At 66.6% G+C, this 23,486-nt stretch carries 18 protein-coding genes; 9 read left to right on the top strand and 9 right to left on the bottom strand.

What is annotated here, in order from left to right; translation table 11 throughout:
• Positions 1-2 precede the first annotated feature (2 nt).
• Positions 3-1,382 carry an SLC13 family permease gene (locus ACI3ET_RS04965; protein ID WP_405031856.1) on the bottom strand — a complete coding sequence of 460 codons (1,380 nt, stop codon included), beginning with the start codon at positions 1,380-1,382 and terminating at the stop codon, positions 3-5.
• Positions 1,383-1,458: 76 nt separating this feature from the next.
• Here ACI3ET_RS04965 and ACI3ET_RS04960 point away from each other — a divergent pair, with 76 nt between their 5' ends.
• The 4 genes from ACI3ET_RS04960 to ACI3ET_RS04945 all read left to right on the top strand — a co-directional run bounded on the left by ACI3ET_RS04960 (position 1,459) and on the right by ACI3ET_RS04945 (position 5,751).
• Positions 1,459-2,871: an amidase gene (locus ACI3ET_RS04960; protein WP_405031855.1), complete on the top strand. Its 1,413-nt coding sequence runs from the start codon at positions 1,459-1,461 to the stop codon at positions 2,869-2,871.
• Positions 2,872-3,032: 161 nt separating this feature from the next.
• Positions 3,033-3,602 carry a hypothetical protein gene (locus ACI3ET_RS04955; protein ID WP_405031854.1) on the top strand — a complete coding sequence of 190 codons (570 nt, stop codon included), beginning with the start codon at positions 3,033-3,035 and terminating at the stop codon, positions 3,600-3,602.
• Between the two features lie 55 nt (positions 3,603-3,657).
• Positions 3,658-3,957, top strand: a complete 300-nt coding sequence (locus ACI3ET_RS04950; protein ID WP_405031853.1) for a hypothetical protein — start codon at positions 3,658-3,660, stop codon at positions 3,955-3,957.
• A gap of 27 nt (positions 3,958-3,984) precedes the next feature.
• Positions 3,985-5,751 carry a glycosyltransferase gene (locus ACI3ET_RS04945; RefSeq protein ID WP_405031852.1) on the top strand — a complete coding sequence of 589 codons (1,767 nt, stop codon included), beginning with the start codon at positions 3,985-3,987 and terminating at the stop codon, positions 5,749-5,751.
• A 547-nt stretch (positions 5,752-6,298) separates the two neighbouring features.
• Here the strand turns inward: ACI3ET_RS04945 and ACI3ET_RS04940 are convergent.
• Genes ACI3ET_RS04940 through rfbB form a run of 5 tightly spaced genes read right to left on the bottom strand, consistent with a single transcriptional unit; the run spans position 6,299 to position 12,245 of the window.
• Entirely contained in the window at positions 6,299-7,726 is a 1,428-nt protein-coding gene (locus ACI3ET_RS04940; RefSeq protein WP_405031851.1) for a tyrosine-protein kinase domain-containing protein, read from the bottom strand.
• A gap of 42 nt (positions 7,727-7,768) precedes the next feature.
• Complete coding sequence (locus ACI3ET_RS04935; RefSeq protein WP_405031850.1) at positions 7,769-8,890, bottom strand: glycosyltransferase; 1,122 nt, start codon at positions 8,888-8,890, stop codon at positions 7,769-7,771.
• A gap of 55 nt (positions 8,891-8,945) precedes the next feature.
• Complete coding sequence (gene rfbA / locus ACI3ET_RS04930; protein ID WP_405031849.1) at positions 8,946-9,812, bottom strand: glucose-1-phosphate thymidylyltransferase RfbA; 867 nt, start codon at positions 9,810-9,812, stop codon at positions 8,946-8,948.
• Positions 9,813-9,822: 10 nt separating this feature from the next.
• Positions 9,823-11,232 (bottom strand): sugar nucleotide-binding protein, encoded by a 1,410-nt coding sequence (locus ACI3ET_RS04925; protein ID WP_405031926.1) that lies wholly within the window; start codon positions 11,230-11,232, stop codon positions 9,823-9,825.
• Between the two features lie 2 nt (positions 11,233-11,234).
• Positions 11,235-12,245, bottom strand: a complete 1,011-nt coding sequence (rfbB, locus tag ACI3ET_RS04920; RefSeq protein ID WP_405031848.1) for a dTDP-glucose 4,6-dehydratase — start codon at positions 12,243-12,245, stop codon at positions 11,235-11,237.
• A 169-nt stretch (positions 12,246-12,414) separates the two neighbouring features.
• Between rfbB and ACI3ET_RS04915 the strand changes: the two genes are divergently transcribed.
• Positions 12,415-13,227, top strand: coding sequence for a glycosyltransferase family A protein (locus ACI3ET_RS04915; RefSeq protein ID WP_405031847.1), 813 nt, complete (start codon positions 12,415-12,417; stop codon positions 13,225-13,227).
• A gap of 892 nt (positions 13,228-14,119) precedes the next feature.
• On the opposite strand, the gene ACI3ET_RS04910 is transcribed toward ACI3ET_RS04915, so the two are convergent.
• From ACI3ET_RS04910 to ACI3ET_RS04900, 3 genes are read right to left on the bottom strand one after another with little or no spacing between them, the layout of a single operon-like run.
• Positions 14,120-14,992 carry a hypothetical protein gene (locus ACI3ET_RS04910; protein ID WP_405031846.1) on the bottom strand — a complete coding sequence of 291 codons (873 nt, stop codon included), beginning with the start codon at positions 14,990-14,992 and terminating at the stop codon, positions 14,120-14,122.
• A complete protein-coding gene (locus tag ACI3ET_RS04905; protein ID WP_405031845.1) occupies positions 14,992-15,987 on the bottom strand; it encodes a glycosyltransferase family 2 protein in 996 nt (331 codons plus the stop codon). The genes ACI3ET_RS04910 and ACI3ET_RS04905 overlap by 1 nt, the downstream gene beginning before the upstream one ends.
• Positions 15,984-17,747, bottom strand: coding sequence for an ABC transporter ATP-binding protein (locus ACI3ET_RS04900; protein ID WP_405031844.1), 1,764 nt, complete (start codon positions 17,745-17,747; stop codon positions 15,984-15,986). The genes ACI3ET_RS04905 and ACI3ET_RS04900 overlap by 4 nt, the downstream gene beginning before the upstream one ends.
• Before the next feature lie 220 nt (positions 17,748-17,967).
• Here ACI3ET_RS04900 and ACI3ET_RS04895 point away from each other — a divergent pair, with 220 nt between their 5' ends.
• The 4 genes from ACI3ET_RS04895 to ACI3ET_RS04880 all read left to right on the top strand — a co-directional run bounded on the left by ACI3ET_RS04895 (position 17,968) and on the right by ACI3ET_RS04880 (position 23,436).
• A complete protein-coding gene (locus ACI3ET_RS04895; protein WP_405031843.1) occupies positions 17,968-19,038 on the top strand; it encodes a glycosyltransferase WbsX family protein in 1,071 nt (356 codons plus the stop codon).
• Positions 19,035-20,132, top strand: coding sequence for a glycosyltransferase family 4 protein (locus ACI3ET_RS04890; RefSeq protein ID WP_405031842.1), 1,098 nt, complete (start codon positions 19,035-19,037; stop codon positions 20,130-20,132). Before ACI3ET_RS04895 ends, ACI3ET_RS04890 begins: the two co-directional genes overlap by 4 nt.
• 15 nt (positions 20,133-20,147) lie before the next feature.
• On the top strand, positions 20,148-21,167 hold the full coding sequence (locus tag ACI3ET_RS04885) for a glycosyltransferase (RefSeq protein ID WP_405031841.1): 1,020 nt from the start codon (positions 20,148-20,150) through the stop codon (positions 21,165-21,167).
• A 1,183-nt stretch (positions 21,168-22,350) separates the two neighbouring features.
• Entirely contained in the window at positions 22,351-23,436 is a 1,086-nt protein-coding gene (locus tag ACI3ET_RS04880) for an acyltransferase family protein (protein ID WP_405031840.1), read from the top strand.
• The last annotated feature ends 50 nt before the right edge of the window (positions 23,437-23,486 follow it).

Raw genomic sequence — 23,486 nt, 5'->3', positions numbered from 1 at the left:
CGTCAGCCGATCCCGAGCAACCGCCACCACAGCGGTATGACGAATGCGACCAGCAGCACCCCGAGGACGCCGACCACCGCGCCGACCACGACCATGTCCGGCGTGCGGACCGTGCCGGTGGCGTAGGCGATCGCGTTGGGCGGCGTGGAGATCGGCAGCATCATCGCCAGGCTGCAGGCGATCGCGACGAGCAGCGCCACGGTCACCACGTCCTGCCCCACCGTGAGCGCCAGCGGCAGCGCGATCGGGATGAGCAGGTTGGCGGTCGCGGAGTTGGAGATGACGTTGGACAGCCCCCACGCCAGCCCGGCGAGCGTGAGCAGCAGGACCGTCGCGGGCAGCACGCCCCAGTCGACGAGGCCGACGAGCCAGGTGTCCAGGCCGCTGGCGCCGACGCCGTTGCCGAGCGCGATGCCGCCGGCGACGAGCCACAGCACCGGCCACTGCAGCACGCGCAGGTCCTCACCTGTCATGACCTGGGTCGCGAGCAGCACGACGACGGGCAGGAACCCCACGGTGGTGGCGGGGATGCCGTGCAGCGGCTCGGTCAGCCACAGCAGCACGGTCGCGGAGGCGGTGAGGTAGAAGACCACCGCGGGCGGGGTGCGGCGGAACTTCACGGTGAGCTCCAGGTCGAGCGGGGTGCGCGCAGGGACGAACCGGGCCGCGAGGAAGAGCCAGCCGACCGCGAGCAGGAGCAGGGCCAGAGGAACGGCCGCGGCCATCCAGCCGACGAACGACACGGTCTGCCCCTGCGAGCCGAGGGCGGCCAGCGCGATGGCGTTGGGCGGCGAGCCGACGGGGGTGCCGATGCCGCCGACGTTGGCCGCGAGCGGCACCGCGAGCGCGAAGCCGGTGCGCGCCGCGTCGGACGGCAGGCTGCCCAGCACCGGCAGCAGCACCGCGAACATCGTCGCCGTCGTGGCCGTGTTGGACATGAACATCGACAGCACGGCGGTCATGAGCATGAGCGCCAGCAGCGCTGCGCGGGCGCTGCCGCGGAACGGCGTGAGGATGAGCGCGGCGAGGTTGCGGTCGAGGGCGTACTTCGCTGCGCCGTCGGCGATGAGGAAGCCGCCGAGGAACAGGATGATCACCGGGTCCGCCAGGCTCGCCCACACGTCGCGGGCGGACGTGACCGGCTCGGCCAGCGGGACGAGCGCCTGCTCGCTGAGCAGCAGGACCTCGAGCAGGATGATGAGGACGGCGGTCGCCACCAGCGGGATCGCCTCGGTCACGAAGAGCACGATGGCCATGAGGAAGACGCCGAGCATCCGCTCGCCGGGCTCGTCGAGACCGGGCACGTCCACGACCATCGGGACCACCAGCGCGAGCGCCGCCAGGGGCAGGCCGAGACGTTGCGCGAGCCGACCGGAGGGCATGGCTCCCAGCGTAGGTGGCGACCCCGACGCACCCGCACTCCCCTCGCCCGCGACGCGGATGGGTAGTGTCCGGTGGGTGACCACGCCCGGCAGCCCTGACCAGAGCGTGCGCCCCGCCCACCTGGGTGCCCGGGAGCTCTCGCAGGCGTATGCCGCGGCGCGCCTGAGCCCGGTCGAGGTCGCCCGCGACGTGCTGGCCCTGGTCGAGGAGCGCGAGCCGGAGCTCAACGCGTTCTGGGTGCGGGACGACCCCGAGGACGTGCTCGAACGGGCGCGCGCCGCCGAGGACCGCTGGTCGCAGGGCCGCCCGCTCTCGCCGTGGGACGGCGTCCCGCTCACCCTCAAGGAGAACATCCCCCGCGCCGGCGTCCCCATGCCCTCGGGCTGCGCCGGCGTGGAGCCGGTCGTGCCCACCGTCGACGCGCCGATCACCCGCCGCGCCCACGAGGCCGGGCTCGTGGTCCTGGGCTCCACGACGATGCCCGACTGGGGGATGCTCTCCTCCGGCCACTCCAGCCTGCACGGCCGCACCGTCTCCCCGCTCGACCCGGCCTGGACGACGGGCGGCTCGAGCGCGGGGGCGGGTGTGGCGGCCGCTGCGGGCTACGGGCCGCTGCACGTCGGCACCGACATCGGCGGCTCGATCCGACTGCCGGCGACCTGGCTCGGCCTGGCCGCCCTCAAACCGAGCGCGGGTCGCGTCCCTCTGCACGCGCCATACCTCGGCCGGGTCGCGGGACCCCTGGGCCGCCGTGTCGACGACTGCGCCGCGCTCATGTCCGTGCTGTCCGGCCCCGACCCCGTCGACTGGACGAGCCTGCCCACCGCCGACGTGCGGTGGGACGAGCTCGACGGCCCGGTGCGCGGGCTGCGGGTGGGCGTGTGGACACGGGCCGGGTATGGCGTGGAGCCCGACCCCGAGGTCACCGCCGCCACGCGTGCGGTTGCCGACCGGCTCGAGCGGGCGGGTGCCGAGGTGGTGGAGGTCGCGCCGTGGCTGACGCAGGACTTGCTCGACGGCGTCAACCGCTTCTGGCAGGTGCGCTCGTGGTCCGAGCTGTCGCGGCTGTCGCCGGAGCGTCAGGCGATGGTGCTGCCGTACGTCGCGAAGTGGGCGCGCGCCGGGGAGGGCGTGGGCGGGGTCGAGGTGATGGACGCCTACCACGCGTTCGGCGTCGTGCAGGCGCGGACGGTCGCGGCGTGGGCGGCGGCCGGCGACCCGGACGTCCTGGTGTCGCCGGTGGCGCCGAGCGCGGCGTACTCAGCGGACCTGCCGATGCCCTACCCGGACGATGGGCGGGGGATGTGGCACATCAACTTCACGATGCCGTGGAACATGACGGGTCAGCCGGCCGGGACGGTGCCCGTCGGGGCGACGGAGGACGGGCGTCCGGTCGGCGTGCAGGTCGTGGGGCGGCCTTTCGACGACCTGGGCGTGCTGCGGATGATGCGGTGGCTGGAGGAGGAGAACCGCGGGGTCCCCACCTGAGCACTGACGGCGTCCGCCACCCGGTTGTGCACATCGCACGCTGCGCCAGGTACGCAATAGCGCACATCACGCCGCGTGCCGTCTGCACGACCGAGACGTCGTAGGGCAGTCGCGTAATGTCGTGCCCCATGGGGACGGCACTGACAGGTCGCACTGCGGGAGTGCGGCCGAGGCTCCGTCCGTGGGGCTTCGCCGCGCTGGGCACCGTCCTCGCCGCTGCCATCACCTGGGTCAGCGTCTGCGTCGTCGTCATCGCCCGACCGCTGGTGGACGAGCTGCAGGCGGTCGACGCCGCCTACGTCATCGGGCCCGTCGAGATCCGCATCGACCAGGCGCTCGCCATCATGGACACCGGCGTGGCGCCCGTGCTCCTCTCCACCATCTCGGTCAACCCCGACACCGGAGCCCACTACGCGACCGAGCACTGCGGGTTGCAGACCGCTGCCTACCGCGTCGAGTGCGTCCTCCCGGAGCCGTACACCACTCGCGGCGAGGCCCGCACCCTCGCCGCCCACGTGACGGAGCACGACTGGTCGCGTGTCGCGGTGATGACGAGCACGCCGCACGCCGCACGCACCCGGATGCTCATGGAGCGGTGCCTGGGCGACGACGTCGAGGTGCTCGTCTGGACCACCGACGACCACGTCGACCGTAGTGCGCGGGCGTGGGCGGGCTCGTTCGTCTACGAGTCCGCCGCCTGGGTCAAGGCGCAGGTCCTCCGCGACTGCTGAGCCCGGGAGTGGGGCATGCTGGACTGACTCGCTGTTGCCCCTCCAGGAGGTCGCCATGAACAGGACCGGCCAGCGCATCGTCGGGGCCGTGGTCCTGCTCGGGACCGGGATGCTCAGCCTGCCCCTCTCGGCCTACTTCCTCGACGGTCCGAGGACCGAGAACTGGATCGTCCCTGTACAGGCCGGCTCGATGGCGTTCGTCGGAGCGGCATGCGCGATCGCCCTGCCTGCCCTGGCCCGGCGTGACGCCTCACCCCGGACGCGGGCCCTGACCGGGGCCGGATGGGGACTGCTCGCGGCGCTCGTCGGCGTGCTGGTGTTCTGGTTCCTGCTCAACGGCTTCCGGGGCGCCTGACCTCACCGTCGTGGCAGCATCACCCTCGTGGGGACACAGCATCCGCCTTTCGACCACTTCCTGCTGACCCGCTTCAGCGCGGTCCTCTACCCCGGCGTGGCGCCGGCAGACGAGGACTGGCTCTACTACCGGCTCGGCTTCTTCGTCGACGCCTGCCTCCCGTCGGTGCTCTCTCAGCGCGGCACTGCGCCCTTCGAGTGGCTCGTGCTGCTCGACGACCGCTGCTCCGACACCTTCCGCTCGGACGTCGAAAACCTCGCCGACGGGGCCTTCACGCCCGTGTGGACGCACCAGCCCTTCCAGCGCGACACCTTCGCCGAGCCCGTCGCGAGCCGCAGCCGTGCGCCATACCTGATCACGACGCGCATCGACAGCGACGACGCGATGGCCGTGGGCTTCATGGCCGCTGTGCAGGGACAGTTTGCTGACCAGGAGCGGATGTTCGTCAACTTCCCCCGTGGGATTCAGATCGACCGCAGCGGCGCCGTATACCGCAGCGACATCCTGTCCAGCCCGTTCCTGTCGCTCGTCGAGCGGCGTGGTGACGGGCCGCCGCTCACCGTCTACGCGGCCAAGCACGCCCGCGCCCGCGGCACCGCCCCGCTGCGCGAGGTGCGCGCCCCGGTGATGTGGGCGCAGGTGCTGCACGGCACCAACCTGTCCAACATCCCCAACGGGGTACGGATCCACCCGAGGGTCGTGGCCGAGCGGTTCCGGATGGACCTGAGGTATGACGCGCACGTCGCCGGGTCGAGGCTGCTACGCGCGAAGGCTGCGCAGGCCGGTCGCCTCGCCCGGCTGTGGGCGGCCCACCCCGGTGAGCTCACCAAGTGGGCCGAGGCCACGGTGTGGACGATGCGGGGCACGCACGAGCGGGCGCAGGTCGCGGGCGCCCCGACCCTCACCGACCGGGTTCAGGAGTGGGAGACATCCACGCGGGCACGGCTGCGGCGCGCCCGGTGGCAGGTCACAGCGGGCGCCAACCAGCTGCTGCCCGGCCGGGAGCGCGTGGTCTCGGGCGACGTCAGCCAGGTGCTGGAGCGCACGAGGGTGGTGGTGATCGCCGAGTGGTCACCTGGGTCGCGTCTGCGGGAGGACGCCCTAAGCGCCGCTGGGGCGTATGCGGCGGCCGGCCTCGGCGTGCTCGTGGTCGCAGCCCGCGACCCGTGGTCCCGGCTGCGGCCGGTCGCGCTGCCCGAGGGGGTGGCGGTGGTGCGGCGGCCCAACGTCGCCTACGACTTCGGTTCGTGGGCCTACGCCCTCGACGCGTGGCCGGTGCTCAGGGCGAAGGACCTCGTCATCCTCACCAACGACTCGCTCGTCGGGCCGCTCGGGCCCTTGGACGAATTGATGCGGAGGATCGAGGGCTCGACGGCCCAGGTGTGGGGTCCGACGCTGACGTCACACCCAGTGGAACACCTGCACAGCTTCATGATCGCCTTCCGCCACGGGATCTTGGAGCACCCTGCCCTCCGTCAGTTCTTCGCGAGCGTTCGCCCGCAGGACTCCAAGCGCGGTGTCATCACCGCCTACGAGATCGGGCTCACCCACACAGTCGACGCCGCCGCCATACGACGTGGGACCGGTTGGACGCACGATGAGCTCGGCCTGTCTCGATCGACAGTCCTGCCGCTGGAGGGGTGGAAGCGGCTGCTCGAGGCGGGATTCCCTTTCGTCAAACGCGTGCTGCTCACCGGCCCGCAGTTTGCGCCTGCTCGCACGGAGGTGGCGCTGGTGGTGGCCGACCGAAAGGTGCCTCTACGCGGGGCAGGAGCAACCGTCGATCAACACTGACACAGGAGCAGCAGCACACGCCGCGCCTGAGTCGAGGGAAAGAGTGAACTCGCGTGAACCGCCGCAGTTCTTGGCATCACGAGTCACGGTGACAAGGGGTGCAGGCGCCGTCGGATACGTAGGCGAAAGAAGGATCTTGCCGGTATTCGGGTTGTAGACTCCTGCCCCGTTGGCCACCGAGATCGAGTCATCTGTCCCCGTGCTTGCGAGTGTGAAGGTGAGTTGGATCGGCGCAGTCCCGATGACCTGCACAGTGAACGTGACCACGTTGATCTGGTTCTTGGGCGAGGTGCACTCAAAACCTAGATAAACGCTGCAGCTTGCCGCCGCGAAGGCCGCGGGAGAGCTCATGGCCACCACAGGGACGGACCAGGCCGCCCCCTTCACCAGCAGGCGACGTGTGGGCGTAGTTTCGGACATGCCATTCCCCGATCGAGGCTGCAAACATAAAAAAGCCGACCGTGGATGTACCGGTCGGGGGACGGGTCCAGTCTGTCACGGACCACGACGCGCAACCTCACCGGGCCGACCCCAACCGCACCTCACGTCACATCCGAGCCAACTTGCGCGACCGCTCGCGCGCGGCAGTCCGCAACGGACGCGACTCTCCGCGCGGACCCTGCGCCCGTCGGGCATCACCAGTCGTGCCGTAGTAGTAGTAGCCCTCACGCTCCACCGGGGTCTTGGTCAGCACGAATCCGTCCACATCGACGTCACCGGTCTCCAGCGTGCGCAGCGCCTCCTGCACGTGCCGTTTGCGCGTGCTGGCGGCGGAGACGACGAGGAGCAGTCCGCCGGTCAGCCGGCTCATGACGAGCGCATCGGTGACGGGCAGCACGGGCGGGGAGTCCACGAGTACGAAGTCGAACTCGCGGACGAGGCGGTGGAACAGCTTCTCCATCGCCTTGGACCCGAGCAGCTCACTCGGGTTGGGCGGGATCACCCCTCCGGACAGCACGAACATCTCGGTGTCGCCATAGCGCTGGATGACGTCTTCAGGGCCGGCCTCCCCGGCGAGGACAGAGGTGAGGCCCACTGCACCCTCCAGCCCCAGCTCCCGCGCGACGCTGGGATGGCGCAGATCAGCGTCGAGGACCAGCACCGTCCGACCTGACTCGGCCAGGGCCATCCCCAGGTTGAGCACCGTCGTCGTCTTGCCCTCGGCCGACAACGCCGAAGTGACCACGAAAGAGTGACCGGAATCGGCCGCCACGTCGACGAAGACCAGGTTGGTCCGCAGCTTGCGCACTGCCTCGGCCTGCGGCCCGAAGGGGTCGTCGACCAGGTAGAGCGGAGCCTGGCTCCCCTTCGAGCCGAGGACGGGTATGGCGCTCAGCACCGGCTTGTCGGAGACGCCGCGCAGGTCCTCCGACGTCCTGAGCCTGGTGTCGAAGGCGTGCATCCCCAGTGCGTAGGCCACAGCCAGGAACAGGCCAGCCAGGCCGGAGATCAGCAGGTTCTGCACGGGGTTGGGTTCGACAGGATCGCTGGAAGCGGTCGGCTGGTCGACGTACTGCGCCTCGACGGCGTCGCCGCTCTGCGCCAGGGTGGGTGCGTAGGTCCGAGCGGTCCGGGCTAGTTCCTCCGGCACGGCCTCAGCAAACGCCCGTGCATGCTCGGGAGAGTCGCTGCGGACGACGAAGTCGAACAGCGAGGCGTCTCCGCCGCTGGGCAAGGCCTCCACAGAGACGGGCACGCTCGCCTCATACCCGAGCGTCGCGCGCACCGGGTCCAGCACGAGCGGCGAGCGCGCGATCCGCGCGAGGGTGGTCTTCTCCCCGTCGGGCATCTGGTAGAGGTTGCCAGTGCTCTGGCCGCTGCCGTCAGCAGCCGCGAAGTAGATGGTCGTGCGCGACTCGTAGACCTTGGGCGTGGTCGCGGTGGCTACCGCTGCTCCGGCGACGACAAGCAGCAGGATGGCGGCGGCACCACGCCAACGGCGGGCAAGCGCGACAAACAGATCACGAACGGTCAACGCCCGAACCCCCGAAGGTATGGATTTGTGGGACGAGTCAGTTTATCGCGTATGCAGCGTGGCGACCTCGTCGCGGAGGCGAGCTGCAAAACGCTCCTCCCCGAACGCTGCGGCGTGCCGGACCAGGGTGTGACACGACCACTCATAGGTGGCGGCTCGGTCGATCGCCCGACCGATCAGTTCTGGCTCGCTCCGGTCGAAGAACACTCCGGTCTGCCCTTCCACGACCGTGTCGAGGTAGCCGCCCTCGCGCAAAGCCACCACCGGGAGACCCCAGCCGTTGGCCTCCAGCGGCGTCAGTCCGAAGTCCTCCATGCTCGGAGCCACCAGCCCCTGAGCGTGCGAGTAGATCCAGCGAAGCTCGTCGTCGCTGACACCGGAGACGATCCGGACGTTGGCCGGCAACGACGCACGCAGCGCGTCTCGCTCAGGGCCGTCACCGACGACGACGAGACGTTCATGAGGCCGGTCGCGGAACGTCTCGATCGCCTTGTCCACGTTCTTGTACGGGAGAAGGCGCGACACGACCAACCAGTAACTGCAGTGACCCCACTCCGCCAGGTCCGGGTGCCCCGACTGCTCACCGCACAGGTCCAACCCGGGAGGCGGGGGGACGACGTCGGCCTCGATCCCGTAGGTGGTCGCGATCCGTTCCTTCACCGTCTGCGAGTTCGCGAGGTAGCGGTCCGCGCGCCCCGCTGCGGTCCTGTCCCACAGACGGAGTGGCGGGGTCAGCGCACCAAGGGCCACAGCTCGAGCCGACCGACGACCCGACTCCCCGAGGTACTCCTCGGCCTGGTAGAGCCAGCGCGCGGGGTTGTGGCAGTAGACGAGCATCTTCCCGGCCGTTCGGAACCCGTGGGCCCAGCCGCTGCTGGAGGCTAGCGTGACGTCCGCGTGGATCTTCTTCGCGCTGGCTGCTGCGGCCAGCAGGGGGAGCGCTCGTCGGTGGTCGCGCCTGAAGGCGGGGATGCGGTTGAGCGGACTCACGATGACGTGGCGATCGCGGAACTCGGGGAAGCTCCCGTCCCGGTCGTACAGCGTCGTGTAGATGGGAGCGTCCGGGAAGGCCCTGCTCATCGCCAGCACGACCCGCTCTGCGCCCCCTCGTTGCGTGAGGTAGTCGTGAGCGATCGCGACCGGAACTCTGCGTTGCGCTCCCATGTCCACTCCCTGCCGTCAACCCCGGGGACAGCGTAAACCGTCCGTGGTGGCAGCCCTAACGTTTCTCGAGCAGATTCAAGAGATAGTCGCCGTACCCAGACTTACGCAGCGGTTCGGCGCGCTCCATCAGCTCGTCGTCGGACAGGAAGCCCATCGTCCAGGCCACCTCCTCCGGCGCACCGATCTTGTAGCCCTGCCGCGCTTCCAGGGTGCGGACGAAGTTGGAGGCGTCGTTGAGGGAGTCGAAGGTGCCGGTGTCCAACCAGGCCGTGCCTCGTGGCAGCACCTCCACGTGCAGCTCACCGTCGTCCAGGTAGCGGCGGTTGAGATCGGTGATCTCGAGCTCTCCCCGCGCAGAGGGTTTGAGCTCGCGCGCGTACTCCACGACCCGCTTGTCGTAGAAGTAGAGCCCGGGCACGGCATACGAGCTCTTCGGCTCGGCAGGCTTCTCCTCTAGCGACACCGCCCGGCCCTGCTCGTCGAACTCGACGACACCGTAGGAGGTGGGGTCGGCCACCCGGTAGCCGAACACGGCCGCGCCAACGAGGTTGTCGAAGCGGCGCAGCTGGGTGCCCATCCGAGGGCCGTAGAAGATGTTGTCGCCCAGGACCAAGCACGAGGTGTCCTCGCCCACGTGGTCAGCCCCCAGGATGAACGCCTGGGCGAGCCCGTCGGGAGAGGGCTGCTCCACGTACGTGATCGAGATGCCGAACCGGCTGCCGTCACCGAGCAAACGGTGGAACTGCTCGGCGTCGTGCGGGGTGGTGATCACCAGGACGTCGCGGATCCCGGCCAGCATCAGCGTGGACAGCGGGTAGTAGACCATCGGCTTGTCGTAGACCGGCACGAGCTGCTTGCTGACCCCGAGGGTGATCGGGTGCAGCCGGGAGCCGGTCCCGCCGGCCAGGAGGATGCCACGCATGCGGCCCACCCTATGGTGCCGTGTCTGGGGTGCCGAGATCCTGCAGGTATGCCGTCAGCGCGACCGTCTCGTCCGTGGGTCGGAAGCCCGTCGCCTTGATCTTGTCAAGGCCCAACACCGAGCGTGCGGGACGGGGAGCGACCGGTCCGGGGGTGCCGGCCGACCACGCTTGCGTGGTGGTGTCGGTCACGTCGGCGGCGTCACGGCCCCGCCCCACGAAGACCGCTCTAGCCAGGTCAGCCCACGACGCGGGGTCCCCGTCGCTCGTCACGTTGTAGGTGCCGAACGCTGGGCCGGTCGACAGCAGGTGCGCGGTCACACGGGCAAGGTCGGCCGTGAACGTGAGTCGCCCGACCTGGTCGGCTACCACCGTCGGTGAGGCCCCTCGATCTGCCAGCGACGCCATGGTACGAACGAAGTTCTTGCCCCCGCCGACCACCCACGAGGTGCGGATCAGGTAGTGCTGCGGGACAACGGAGACGGCCAGGTCGCCGGCGGCTTTGGACTGGCCGTAGACCGACAACGGTGCGAGCGGAGCGTCCTCGGCGTAATCCTGCTCGGTGCCGTCGAAGACGTAGTCGCTGGAGTAGTGCACCAGCGTGAACCCGTGGTCCACGGCGGCGCGGGCCAGCGCGGCAACGCCCGTCGCGTTGGCCGCCCAGGCGGCACGACGCCCCTCCTGGGTCTCTGCGGTGTCGACGGCGGTGTAGGCGGCGGCGTTGACCACGGTCCCCACCCCGCTGAAGTCGTAGGCGGCGACGGCGGCGGGGTCCGCCAGGTCGAGCTCGTCCCGGCCGACGCCCGTGGCGGCGGGGAGCATCTGGAGAAGGGCCCGACCGAGCTGGCCCCCGCTCCCCAGCACCAGGGTCCTGCGTGGGAGGACCCGCCTCACCTCCGCGAGCGGTGGGTGGGCGCGGTCCTTGTCCGAGACCTCCGCCTGCTCCAGCGGGACCGGCCACGGGATCTCGACGGTCTCGTCGGCGAGGTTGAGCATCGTGTACTCCGCGTCCGCCGACCAGTGGTCGTTGACGAGGTAGGAGTAGACGGTGTCCTCCACGAGGGTCTGGTAGGAGTTGCCAACCCCCCGTGGCACGAACACCGCGGTGTGCTCGTCGAGCTCCTGAGTGTGGACGACCCCGAACGTCGGACCTTCGCGAAGGTCCACCCAGGCCCCGAACGCGCGGCCGTGAACGATCGAGACGAACTTGTCCCACGGCTCGGCGTGGATCCCCCGGGTCACGCCGGCCGGCCCGTTGTACGCGACCGAGTGCTGCACCGGGCCGAAGTCCGGAAGACCCAGCGCGGTCATCTTGGCCCGCTGCCAGTTCTCCTTGAACCAGCCCCGGGAGTCGCCGAGAACCGCCAGGTCCACCACCAGCAGACTGGGGATCGCGGTGGCCCGGACAGCGAGGTCCTCCACGTTCACTGGCCCTTCGCGGCGTACGCCGCCTCGATGGCGGCCTTCTTGGGACGCCACCAGTCATCGTGGTCGCGGTACCAGTCGATCGTCCTTGCCAGGCCTTCCTCGAAGGAGGTGTACGTCGGCTCCCAACCGAGCTCTGTGCGCAGCTTCGTGGAGTCGATGGCGTAGCGCAGGTCGTGCCCGGCCCGGTCGGTGACGTGGTCGAAGTCGTCGGGGTCGTGCCCGAGCTGCTCCAGGATCATCCGGACCACCGCCAGATTGGACCTCTCCCCGTCCGCGCCGATGAGGTAGGTCTCTCCGATCCTTCCCCTCTCCAGGATCTTCAGGACGGCCGAGGAGTGGTCCTCGGCGTGGATCCAGTCGCGGACGTTGGCGCCGCTGCCGTAGAGCTTGACCTTGCCCCCGTCGAGCACGTTGGTGATCTGCCGCGGGATGAACTTCTCCACGTGCTGCCACGGCCCGTAGTTGTTCGAGCAGTTCGACAGCGTCGCCTGCACCCCGAACGACCGTACCCAGGCCCGAACCAGATGATCCGCCCCCGCCTTCGACGCTGAGTAGGGACTGGAAGGGCGATAGGGGGTCGACTCGGTGAACCGCGCCGGGTCGTCCAGCTCCAGGTCCCCGTACACCTCGTCCGTGGACACGTGGTGCAACCGCACCCCGTGCCGGCGCACCGCCTCCAGCAGAGTGAACGTGCCCACGATGTTCGTCTGCACGAACGGCGACGGGTCGTCCAACGAGTTGTCGTTGTGCGACTCCGCCGCGAAGTGCACCACCGCACCCTCCGCCCCGGCCAGCTCGGCCACGAGCCCGTCCACCAGGCCCGCGTCACAGATGTCACCCTCGACCACCCGCACCCGCTCTCCCGGCAACCCCGCCAACGCCTCCCGCGACGCCGCATACGTGAACGCATCCAGCACCGTCACATGAGCATCCGAGTGCCCCAGCACGTGGTGGACGAAGTTCGAACCGATGAAACCGGCACCACCGGTCACGAGAAGACGACGCATGAAGGCAACACTAGATGCCGGATGTCGGGGCCTGGCTCCGGGCCGTCTGCGGGAGAGTGCGGCCAGTACGGTTGGACCGAGTCCGAGTGGCAACTCCCCCCTCGCAGATCAGCGCACTGGGACAGCCAGGGTAGAGTCGTATGTCATGCGATCGGGCCGAGTCAGCATCGTGATCCCGACTTACAACGACGACCCTGACCACCTGGCTGCGGCGGTCGGGTCGGCGCTGGCACAGACGTGCGGTGACGTCGAGATCGTCGTGGTGGACGACGGTTCAACTCAACCGGTCGCCCTTGCTGGCGTGCGAGTCGTTAGGCAGGACAACGAGGGAACCTCGTCTGCTGTCACGACGGGAATTGCCGCCACCGATGGCGAATTTGTTCTCATCCTGGGTGGTGACGATCGAATGGACGCTCACCTCGTGGCCGAGAGCGTGACTCTGCTTAGGGGTGACCGGGAAGTCGTGGCAGCGATTCCCAATCTTGAGCAGTTTGGAGACCTCCGGAAAGACATAGGGGAGATGCCTCAGGAAGCTCGGCTCGCAGACATCATCTTTCGCAACAAGGTAGTTGCGACGGCGATGTTTCGTCGATCCACCTGGGACAAGTACGGTGGCTACGACGGTACACTCGGGGCGCTGGAAGACTGGGAACTGTGGGTGCGCTTCCTCGCCCAGTCGGGCGGAGTAATGCGACGGGTGCCGACGGCGAAATTCTACTATCGGATAAGGTCGGTGTCGCGGAACACGTACGGCATGACGCCCGAGGCCCACGACGCCGCTCGCGTCCGAATGGTCGAGAATAATCCGGACCACCTTGACCGACTGTTCTTTGCAATGGTCGACGTGGCCCACAGTCTTCAAGGGCAACTATGGGCACGGGAGGCAGAAGTGACCAAGTGGCAACGCCGCGTAGGACCTCTTCGAACTGTGTGGCTGATAGCCAAGAGCCTCGCGCGGCGCGCGGACCGCGACGGGTACTGAGTACGCAAATGGGTCTAGGTACAAGCGCAAGAGACCGCGCAGCCGCCTTTGTCAGCCGCCACAGTGTTCTCGTCCCCAGACGGAGGATCCCAAGACTCGAAGCCCCACTTGTCGCCGTAAGCGTCTATCGATCGCGCAACGTCCCCCTTGTAGTGCAATTCATCGGGGCGCTCCCACCAAATTCTGACGTCCGGTTGCATGCATTAGAGGAGGTCTCGCCGGCCCTCAAGAACCAGACCGTCAATTCAGGAGCAGGTATGCGGATTCCACTCCTCCGGCTGCTCCTAGCAAGCGACACCGTGCCCCAGAACGCCTGGGTCATGCTTTTTGATGATGATGCCCAATTCGTCAGACCGGGCCCATCGAGATTCCTGCAGTATGCGGCTGCTGGCCACTTGCACATCGCTGCGCCGGCCATTCAGCCAGGAAACCCCACCTCTCATGCTCACGCTGTCGCCCGTGCGCTGCGCAACGCGCGCCGTGTGGGCATGGTGGACAGTGGTCCAGTCGTCGCATTCTCCCCCCGAGCCCGGCGGCACATAGACCTCTTCCCAGAAGACGTATGCGGCATGGGGTGGGGTCTCGACGTCCGCTGGGCCCTCGGGGCCGCAGCGTCGGGCCTGGACGTGGGGGTAGTTGATGCCACTCCCATCCGGCACCATGGACCGGTGGGTGCGGAATACGAAACCACCGTCGAGCGAGCGGCACTGGAGGCGGAACTCGATCAGAACGGGGTCGACTTGATGGATCTGTGCCGCGATATGGGAGAGTCCTGGCGGGTCTGGCATTCTCGGGCACCCTGGGTGGGTAAGTGACTCTACGACCGTCCCACCGAGACCGTCACCGACGGGTGTAATGACTGCAACCATCTCGAGAGCGTGCCGCCCAAGCGTCACCCCTGCTTCGTGCCGCGCGCTTGGCTGATACTCGCGTTCCGCGCCCACCTCGGACCCAACCGGGAGGGTAATTGCCGGGTGATATGATATTCTACCCGGTGGAGTGCCTCAGTTCGAAACCCCTCATATTGACTCTTACCCGTCCGGTCCAGAACGCCATCAATCTGCAAGTTTGTTCGATACCGCACTGGCTCGTAAGTCGCGCGTACCTTGCGGCTGGCCCGTTGGTAACTCTCCATTCGGAACTCGAATGTATAGGGGTGCGGGGCGTGTCGTGCAATGGCCGCGGGGGAGAAGGTCTTCATGTCGGTGGCAAGCATGTTCTTGCGTGATATAAGAAACACCTGATCGCTGAAGCCCCAGCTGAGGAGGAAGTCACCCACTCGAGCGACCGCGTCTCCTTCAACCCCAGCGTCCTGAGGTCGGGCGGGGGGCCAGTTCAGCGAGGCGTGCAGGACTCGTGAGTCGCTCCCAAGTAGATCCAGGGAGGGGCTTACCCAGTCGGCTGGCTCCTCCAAGACGGTCTCCGCGTCCCACCCAAGGATGTATTCGGACGACGAGACCAACGGCATCACAAGGCCGTAGTCGAGTAGGTAGGGCCGCCGTCGAAAGTGCCGATGACCGAGGCGCCAGTGCTGCAGCGCAGCAGGCACCCAGTCAGAGACAAACTCGAAACCCGTAATCTCTCCACAGTCTACCAAGGCTGCGGCTCGGTCTTGTGCCTCCCGCGGGTCACCGACATTGTTGATGAGGGCGATGACCTGCTCGAAGGTGCGGGCGTTCATCTGCTCAATCGCAGGGAAGTAGCCCGGCGCCAAGACCTGCCGGTAGGTGCGTTCGTAGCAGTTCACTGCCAGCGTGACGGACATCAGCTCCCCCCAGAGGCGACCCGGCCTCGGTCCCGGAGCTGTCGGGCGGCCGCCCGTGCTATCTGAGGCGCGGTTGCCCTCAACCCGAAAGTGGCGATCCCGAGCGCGACGATGCTCCTCCGGTAGTAACTGTCGTGCCAGAACCGATCGGAGGCAATCGCTTGACGGTAGAGGTGAGCGTGGAGGGGACCGCTGGTCATACGCGTCGATCCGGGTCCGTCCACCAGCATCCCGCCCAGCTGGAGGGCCAGCGAGTTGGACAAGAACGGGAGGGGTAGCTCGGTGGAGCGAGAGGTGGCGCCCAGGTGTACCCGGTAGAAGACGGAGGCATCTTCCACGCGATAAATGGGGGTCAGCCGCGAAGCATTGGCCAGAGTAATATAGTCATCCATGGCGCGGGCGTGAGGCGCGAACCCGCCGACAGCCTGGAGCAAGGTCCGTTTCGCAACAAAGCTAGTAGTGGTGGAGATCGGACCCTGGAGAACGTCTCGCGTCGTAATTGTTGTGAAGGTCGGGCGAGGGTTGAGTGGATGCCTGGACGCCAGCTCAGTGATCTCATCCTTGTCGCTCACGTAGTCGTCAGCCCACTCGCCAACATCCGGGTGTAGCTCTCGAAGGACATCCCTTTCCAAGCGAGAGGCAAACTTGAGCTCCCGCGAGAGCACTAGGTCTGCGGGGACCGACTCCACGAAGTCATGCAGCTGGCGGAAGCGGCCAGGGTGCCACAAGTCGTCCTGATCCAGGAAGGCTACCCACTCGCTTTCCGCGCGGGCCAGCCCACGGTTGCGCGCCACGGCAACACCGGCATGATCCTGGCTCAGCACAGACGTCACGACTGGGTGCTCGTCTGCGATGTCGACCGATGCGTCCGTCGAGCCGTCATCGACGACGATCACCTCGAGGTTCGGGATGGCGTTTGCGTGCAGCGAGTCCAAGGTGGGGCCGAGATACCTCGCCCCGTTGTAGGTGGGGACCACGATGGTCAGATTCTTCACGACAACCTGCCGGGGCTCGGTTCCGGAGACGCGCTCTTCCCGGAAAGGTCACCCAAGGCGATCAGGCGCGCGAAGTATGGGTTGTTCTCTCGGAGCCAAGCGAAAGTCCCTTGGGCCTCCACGACCCCGTCCCGCATCACGACGACATGGTCGGCGTGCCGCACGGTCGACAACCGGTGGGCGACGATGATCACCGTGGTCCTGCCCTTCAGGGCTCGTAGCGCTTCGGTGATGTGGCTCTCCGTCTCGTTGTCGAGAGAGGAGGTGCCCTCGTCCATCACGATCAATTGGGGGTCTAGATAAAGCGCGCGTGCGATGCCCAGCCTTTGCTTCTGCCCGCCACTCAAACCGCCACCTCTGTCTCCGAGCTCAGTGTCGAGTCCCCCTCCGAGACTGCTCACCAAGTCCGTCAGCATGGCACGATCGATCGCCCCCTGCAGCCGTGCCCCATCCACGTCCTCGCGGTCCTCGTCGATCGTGATGTTTTCCAGAAGGGAGCCTTCGAAGAGGTACACGTCCTGCGGTACGTAGGCAATCCCCCTCTGCCACGTGTCCAGAGCGTCGCGTATATCACGACCGTCGACCCGCACCTGTCCCATCTTTGGCTGGTGCAGCCCGAGGACGACATCGACCAACGTCGTCTTCCCGGCACCACTGCCCCCGACGATGGCGACCTGCGTTCCAGCCTGGAGGGTGAGGGACACGTCGCGGACGGCAGGTCGAGCTGCCCCAGGGTAACTGAAGGTCACGGCAGCCAGGGACAGCTCTGCGCGAAGGGGCAGGACGGGGCCTTTCTGGCGCTTGGTGGGCGTAGCAGGGGGCAGCACCTGCGCGCCCGCAAGTTCCTCCCTCAGTATCTTGACGAACGGCTCTCCCACTCGCACCGAACTCACGCACGCCAGCAGACCCGATATCGCCGGGAGCAGCCGTAGCGCCGCCGCGACGAAGAGGGCGAGAACGCCAAAACTGTTGAGCAGGTTGGCCTCACGCGCGACGGAGAACGCGAGGACCGTTCCCAGCACGAGAATGAACAGGGTCTCCAGCAAGTACCGGGGCAGCGCCGCCAACAACGACGCCACCTGCGACGCACGCACCGACTCGTTCGAGACCTGACGGTACTGATCGACGAAGCGTTGCTGGGTCCCGCGGAGGTGCAGCTCCTTCATAGCCCCCAGCGCCGTCATGGCGCTGCGCCAAGCGGCGACGGCCGTCCTATCCATCTCTTTGCCAGCCCGTGCGGCATGGGGCCGGACCACGCTCAGGTAGACGATGGAGAACAGCACCGTCGTGGCCATCAACACCAGGCTGGGCACCGGAGCCAGGATGATCAGGGCCGTGGCGATCGCGAGGATGTTGAAGGCGTGGGAGAACAACTGGATTCCCGCATTGATGACAAGGCCAAAGACTTGGAAGGTGGCCGTGTTGAGGCGGTTCATCAGCGTCGCCTGACTTCGGCGCGAGACGTCCGTATACGAAGACGTGAGGTAGTGCCGCAATAACCGTGACGCGACTGATGCGCGTTCTCGACCTATGAAGCCCTGGTTCCACCAGTTGAAAGTGACGGCAAGGACGTCTTTCAGGATGAAGAGCACCACGACCGCGATGATCAGCGGCAGTATCGCGGTCTCCGGCGCGACCCCCAGGTTGTCCAGCGCGGATTGCACAAGGCCCGGAGGCGGTTCGCCGACGGCCATCGTGACCATCGGGAGCACGAGCGCGATCGCGAAGGTGTCCATGAGGGCCATGAGGACGAGGCCCACGCTCACCACCCCAAGCCTGCGTCGAGCGGGGACGGGTAGCAGGCTCAGCGCCCTCCAGACGACGCTCAGCACTCCCTGCCCCCCACTCACGGGCGTGGGGTCCGTGTCTGACACGCTCGTAGACTACACAGTGCTGCATCGAGTCTATTCTCACCGCCCAGCTGCCAGCTGGTTGAAAAGGAAGGCCTCCGTGACTGGTCAGTCGAGCGAAGGGCAAGACATGACGGCCCGAGCTGTCGCGTTCTACCTGCCGCAGTTCTTCCCCATTCCAGAGAACGACGAGTGGTGGGGGCCGGGTTTCACCGAGTGGACCAACGTGGCTCGCGCGCGGGGGCTCTTCCCAGGTCACCGACAGCCGCACATCCCTGGTGAACTGGGCTTTTACGACTTGCGTGTCGCAGAGACCCGTGCGGCTCAAGCCCACCTGGCTGCACAGCACGGTGTCGAGGCGTTCGCCTACTGGCACTACTGGTTCGGCGGCGGCGAGACGATCCTGGAGCGGCCGTTCCAGGAAGTTCTCCGCAGCGGAGCGCCTGACTTCAAGTTCTGTCTGGCCTGGGCCAACCAGTCCTGGACCGGAGCCTGGCACGGGGCGCACGGCCGGGTCCTGCGCGAGCAGCGTTACCTCGGGCGTGAGGACGAGCAGGCCCACTTCACCAGCGTCCTGCCCGCCTTCCGGGACGAGCGCTACCTCCGCGTCGACGAGCGTCCGGTGTTCTACGTCTTCCGTCCCGAGGAGCTGCCGGACGCCGCCCGGTTCGTCGATCACTGGCAAGGCCTGGCCCGCGCTGCAGGCCTCCCCGGCCTCTACCTGGTGGCCGAGGTTAGCGACCTGGTCGGCGCCGGGCCGCGGTACGAGAACCATGATGCCGACGGCTTCGACGCGGGGGTCTACATGCGTCTGCCGGCTAGGACCGATGGTCTGGCAAGACTTCGCATGCGAGCCTTGCGCAAGGTCCTGGGCGGCGGACCCGAGATCTATAGATACGAGGCGAGCGCCTCCCTCCCCCCTTCCCGTCGATACCTGCCGTGCGTCTACCCGAACTGGGACAACACCCCACGATCTGGCCGACGCGGTCTCGTGCTCACGGGTAGCCATCCAGACCGCTTCGAGAAGGGTGTGCGGGCTGCCTCGCAGCACCTGGTAACACGTTCAGACCAGGAGAGGCTGCTGTGGATCAAGTCCTGGAACGAATGGGCCGAAGGAAACCACCTGGAGCCGGACCTTGAGCACGGACGACGGTGGTTGGAGGCCGTGCGCGACGGGCTGGCGGCGGGGAGCGGGACATGAAGATCGCGATGATCTCCTACTACCTGCCCTCCGAGAGCAAGATCGGGGTCGGGCACCAGGTGCACGCACTGGCGAACGACCTTGTCAGCCGGGGACACTCGGTGACCGTGTTCAGCCCGTGCCGGACGCCCGAGGGTGCGCACTATGCCGTGCACCGGGTGCCCGTCGGCAGACGGCTGCGCACGTTCAGGTTCGCCGTGAATCTTCGGAAGGAGGACTTCTCCAGCTTTGACGCCCTGCACGCCCACGGCGATGACTACTGGCTCTGGCGCAGACGTGTCCCCGTTCACGTCCGCACCGTGCACGGCTCATGCTTCGAAGAGGCCAAGCACATCCGTGGTGTGGTGGAACGGACCCGAATGATCCTACTCGGTTGCAGTGAAGCACTCGCGGCGGCCGTGGCGGATCACACCGTCGCAGTGTCACCGCCGACCCTGCGGTGGCTGCCCGGTGTCAGCCGCGTCATACCCAATGGGGTCTCGTCCGAGGTGTTCAAACCCGGGACTTCACGGAGCGCCCACCCCACCATTCTCTTTGTGGGGACCTGGGGAGGGCGCAAGCGCGGTGGTGCTCTTGCTGCCTCATTCGTCGCAGAGGTGATGCCGAGCCTCCCCACGGCGGAGTTGCGTATGGTGTGTCAGGACGCCCCGGAGCACCTGCCCGACGGCGTCGTGGTCCTTGGCCGGCTGAGTGAGCAGGAGCTCGTAGCCGAGTACCAGCAGGCTTGGGTGTTCTGCCTCCCCAGTGACTACGAGGGTTTCGGCATCCCCTACGCGGAGGCCATGGCTTGCGGAACCCCTGTGGTGACCACCCCTAACCCTGGGGCCCTGTTCGTCATCGAGGACGGGTCATCCGGTGAGGTGGTCCACCTCAAGTCCATAGGAGCATCACTCGTGGCCCTCCTGAAGGACCCCCAACGCCGCGACGCGTTGGCGAGGCAAGGCCTGCGTAGGGTGCAGAAGTTCACGCTTCGGGAGGTCGCCGAGCGATACGAGAGCCTCTACTCGTTGCCGCCGGACCGAGGTCTTCGCGCTCGGACACGAGCCTTCGGCTCATGGATCGCCTCGATGCGATCCAGTCGCGCACTGTCATAAGCAAGCGACAGTGAGATGAGCAAGCCTCGGATCGTGGTTGCGCTCACTACCTTCAACGGTCAGCAACACCTGGAAGAACAACTGGACTCCATCAGCAGGCAGGTGCTTGCTCCTGACGCCGTCTACGTCTCCGACGACTCATCCACCGACGGCACCTGGGGGCTGCTGCAGGGGTGGGCAAGCCGTCAGACGTTCCCTGTCCACCTTCATCGCAACCAGTGCAACATGGGCGTGGTGGCAAACATGGAAGCGTTGCTATTGCGAGCCACCGGCGGCGACGTGGTGGTCTTGTGCGATCAGGACGACAGGTGGGACGACCAAAAACTGACCGCCGTGGCTGAGGCGTTCGATCGTCGGCCCGCCGCCCTGTGGCTGAGCGACGGTCACCTCATGGACGAGCTCGGTCACCTCTACCCGTCCCAGACGCTGTGGTCGGGAGTCCACCTGTCCACCGAGAACCTCTTGACCAAAGAAGGCCAACTGCACGAGAGGGGCCTGCGGCGGCTCGTCCTCGGCATGACTGTCACAGGGGCCGCCATGGCGGTGCGCTCCGACGTCGTCAAGGCGGCGCTGCCCTTCCCCAGCGTCATGCACGGTGCCCACCCACCCTTCCTGCACGACGGGTGGCTAGCTCTCTTCGCCGCTCTCAGCGGCGACGTCGTCATGGAGCCGCGCCAGCTCCTAATTTATCGCCAGCATCAGAGTCAATACACTGCTATGTCCCTGGTCGCGGACGGTTCAACGGGGGTACGCCCAGCTGAACCAACCGACCGCGAGACGGTGATCATGGCCGAACTCAGCCGCCTGGATCTTGTGCTCGAGGCGGTCGACGGACGCGACCCCCGAACCTTCTCTGCCAGAAGAATAGCCTTTCTGCGACGCTTGAGACGCTTTCTCGCCGTACGTCAGCAGCCGACCACATCCGCGATCCTCGTTCGTGCTGCGAAGGGCGACTATTCGCTCTTCGCGAACGGCATCCGCACCTGCGGTCTTGACCTGCTTCGCACACGGACGCGACGATCAACCCACCTATAAACCGCCCGAGTCATGCTCCGAGCAAACCACTGCAACGCCCTGACATGAATAGGCATTGCGCTGATCACAGCACGTCGGTAACTCTCGTCATGATGCCGGTGCTGCATATCAGGTGGCCCAAAGATCGATTCGTGAAGGGGGCGCTCCCTCTTCGCCAAGAGCGAGTAATCACTGAGAGTTTCGAGCAGCCGAGCTGCGCGGGGGCGGTGAGAGGAGTAGGACGCCACCACGTCGTCCCGCATGGCCCGTAGCAGTTCTCGGCGGACACTTCGGACAAATTCCTCCATTTCTAGGGACGGATGAGTGAGCTCACTCTTGCTGCTTGCTCCCTGAAGAACCGGAAGGAGGAGCTTCGGTCTATGCCGGAAGAGACTGGTGCCTGCGGGACACACGCTACGCAGGTCGACTCCCTCGAGCCCCGACGTCATGATCGCCGTCGCCACAACACCCTCATCATTCGGGAAACCATAGCGATTCGGTTCATAGAGGGCGCGACGTAGGCGAAGTGCAGCCTCGTATCCGGGTCGCGTCAGCCTAGTCAGTGGAAAGAAGCATCGCCAAGGATCGCTGACACCTCTAGACGTCAACTGATGGGCCCAGAGCCAGTGCGGATCCGCGGTGAGATCAGCTGCCAAGAAATCCGCGGACACTAGGTCCAGTTCTGCGAAGAATGACGCAACATCGACATTCAGGAAACGCACGTCTGGTTCGATGAGCCATGCTTGCTCGACCTCAAGAGCCCGAAAGAGCGCGTAGTAAAAATAATCCCCGCAGCGCCATCCACCATCCGGGACAACGGTCGGCAAGCCGAGTTCCACGAGAACATCATCCGTGAGTTCAACGATATTGTAGGCCGATGGCCACGCGCGAGGAGAGGCTGAATTCAACTGGTCGACGACCACCACGACTCTATCGCGTCCCAGCGCGGCAGCAAGTTCAGAATGCAACGTCTGGACGGCCCGAGACAACTCATGCGTGCGGATGGCCACGACGGACGCTCCTGCAGAGGGGCGCCGACTGGGTACGGCTTGGTCGAGATCGGGGTTGGCCAAGGAAACACCTCATGACTCTGCATCACCGGCGGCCACTCCGCCACCAGTTAGCGGACTTGGGGACTTTATCACACGCGGACCCGCCTCAGGTGGCCGCCCTCCACGTCAGCGGTGCCCGCTAGGATCCGATTGTGACAGCAGCACCCCTCGGAGCGCCTGAACGCATTCGTGAGCCGGCAGGGTCCCTCGGCGCTGCCCTAGCCGGCCGGGACAACGCGCTCAACTTCGTGCGGCTTGTTCTCGCCAGCCTGGTCATCTGGTCCCACGCCTGGCCTCTCGGCGAATTTGGTGGGGACCCGTACTTTGGAGGCAACTCACTCGGTGGCTGGGCCGTGTCGGGGTTCTTTGCAATATCCGGGTATCTCATTGCCGGGTCGCGTTCGCGGCTACGCCTTGCTCCATTCCTGTGGCGTAGGGCGCTGAGAATATTCCCAGCTTTTTGGGTGGCGCTTGGCGCCGTGGCCTTCGTTGCGGCCCCGCTGGGATCCGTGATGGAGGGGAGCCGCTGGCAGTTAGACGGCGCTGTCAGCTACGTCGTGCGCAACTGGTTTCTCAAGATGGAGCAGTGGGACGTACCCGCCACTCTAGTCTCGGCCGGCAGCCAGAGCTGGAACGGCTCGTTGTGGACACTAGTCTTTGAGTTTGCGTGTTACTGCGCGATGGCTCTCTTGTTTACGCTCAGGCCGGTTCGACGGTTTCCGCTGCCGGCCTTGGCACTGCTTTGGCTGATTGCCAGCGTGATGACGTGGGCCCCCGCTCGGGCAATTTCTGTGGCAACCTCTCTGCGCGTCGGGTTCTTGGTTGAACCTTTCGCTCACGCTTTCTGGCTGATGGCTTTCTTCCTGGCCGGTGCCCTTGTGTGGTCGATTCGTGGAGGCGTTAGATTGGGACCTTGGTGGCCGCTCGGCGCGGCCGTCCTGCTCTTGGCATGCATCGTCACCGAAACCGGGCCCACGCTAGGGTCGTTACCCACTACCATCCTCGTCCTGTGGGCGGGCACAGCACCAGTGAGGATCGGCTCTGTCAACGATATTTCCTACGGCGTGTATATCTACGCGTTTCCTATCCAACAGCTTCTCTTCCTGTCCGGGATCGCGCAGCAGGTCGGCCCGTGGGCGGCTGGGTTGATCGCCTGGGTCTTGGTTCTCCCGGTGGCAACGCTGTCATGGCATCTGATAGAGAAGCCGGCGCTGGCGTTCAAGAATTTGGTGAGGTAATTGCACATTGCAGGGCCCGCGCGTCACGGCTTCCTACACTAGAGGCCCAG

It is taken from the genome of Ornithinimicrobium jinqii (genome assembly GCF_045032595.1).
In the GTDB taxonomy this organism is placed as follows: Bacteria; Actinomycetota; Actinomycetes; order Actinomycetales; family Dermatophilaceae; genus Ornithinicoccus.
The sequence above is the reverse complement of the archived record's forward strand: the minus strand, read 5'-3'. Positions and strand labels throughout refer to the sequence as shown.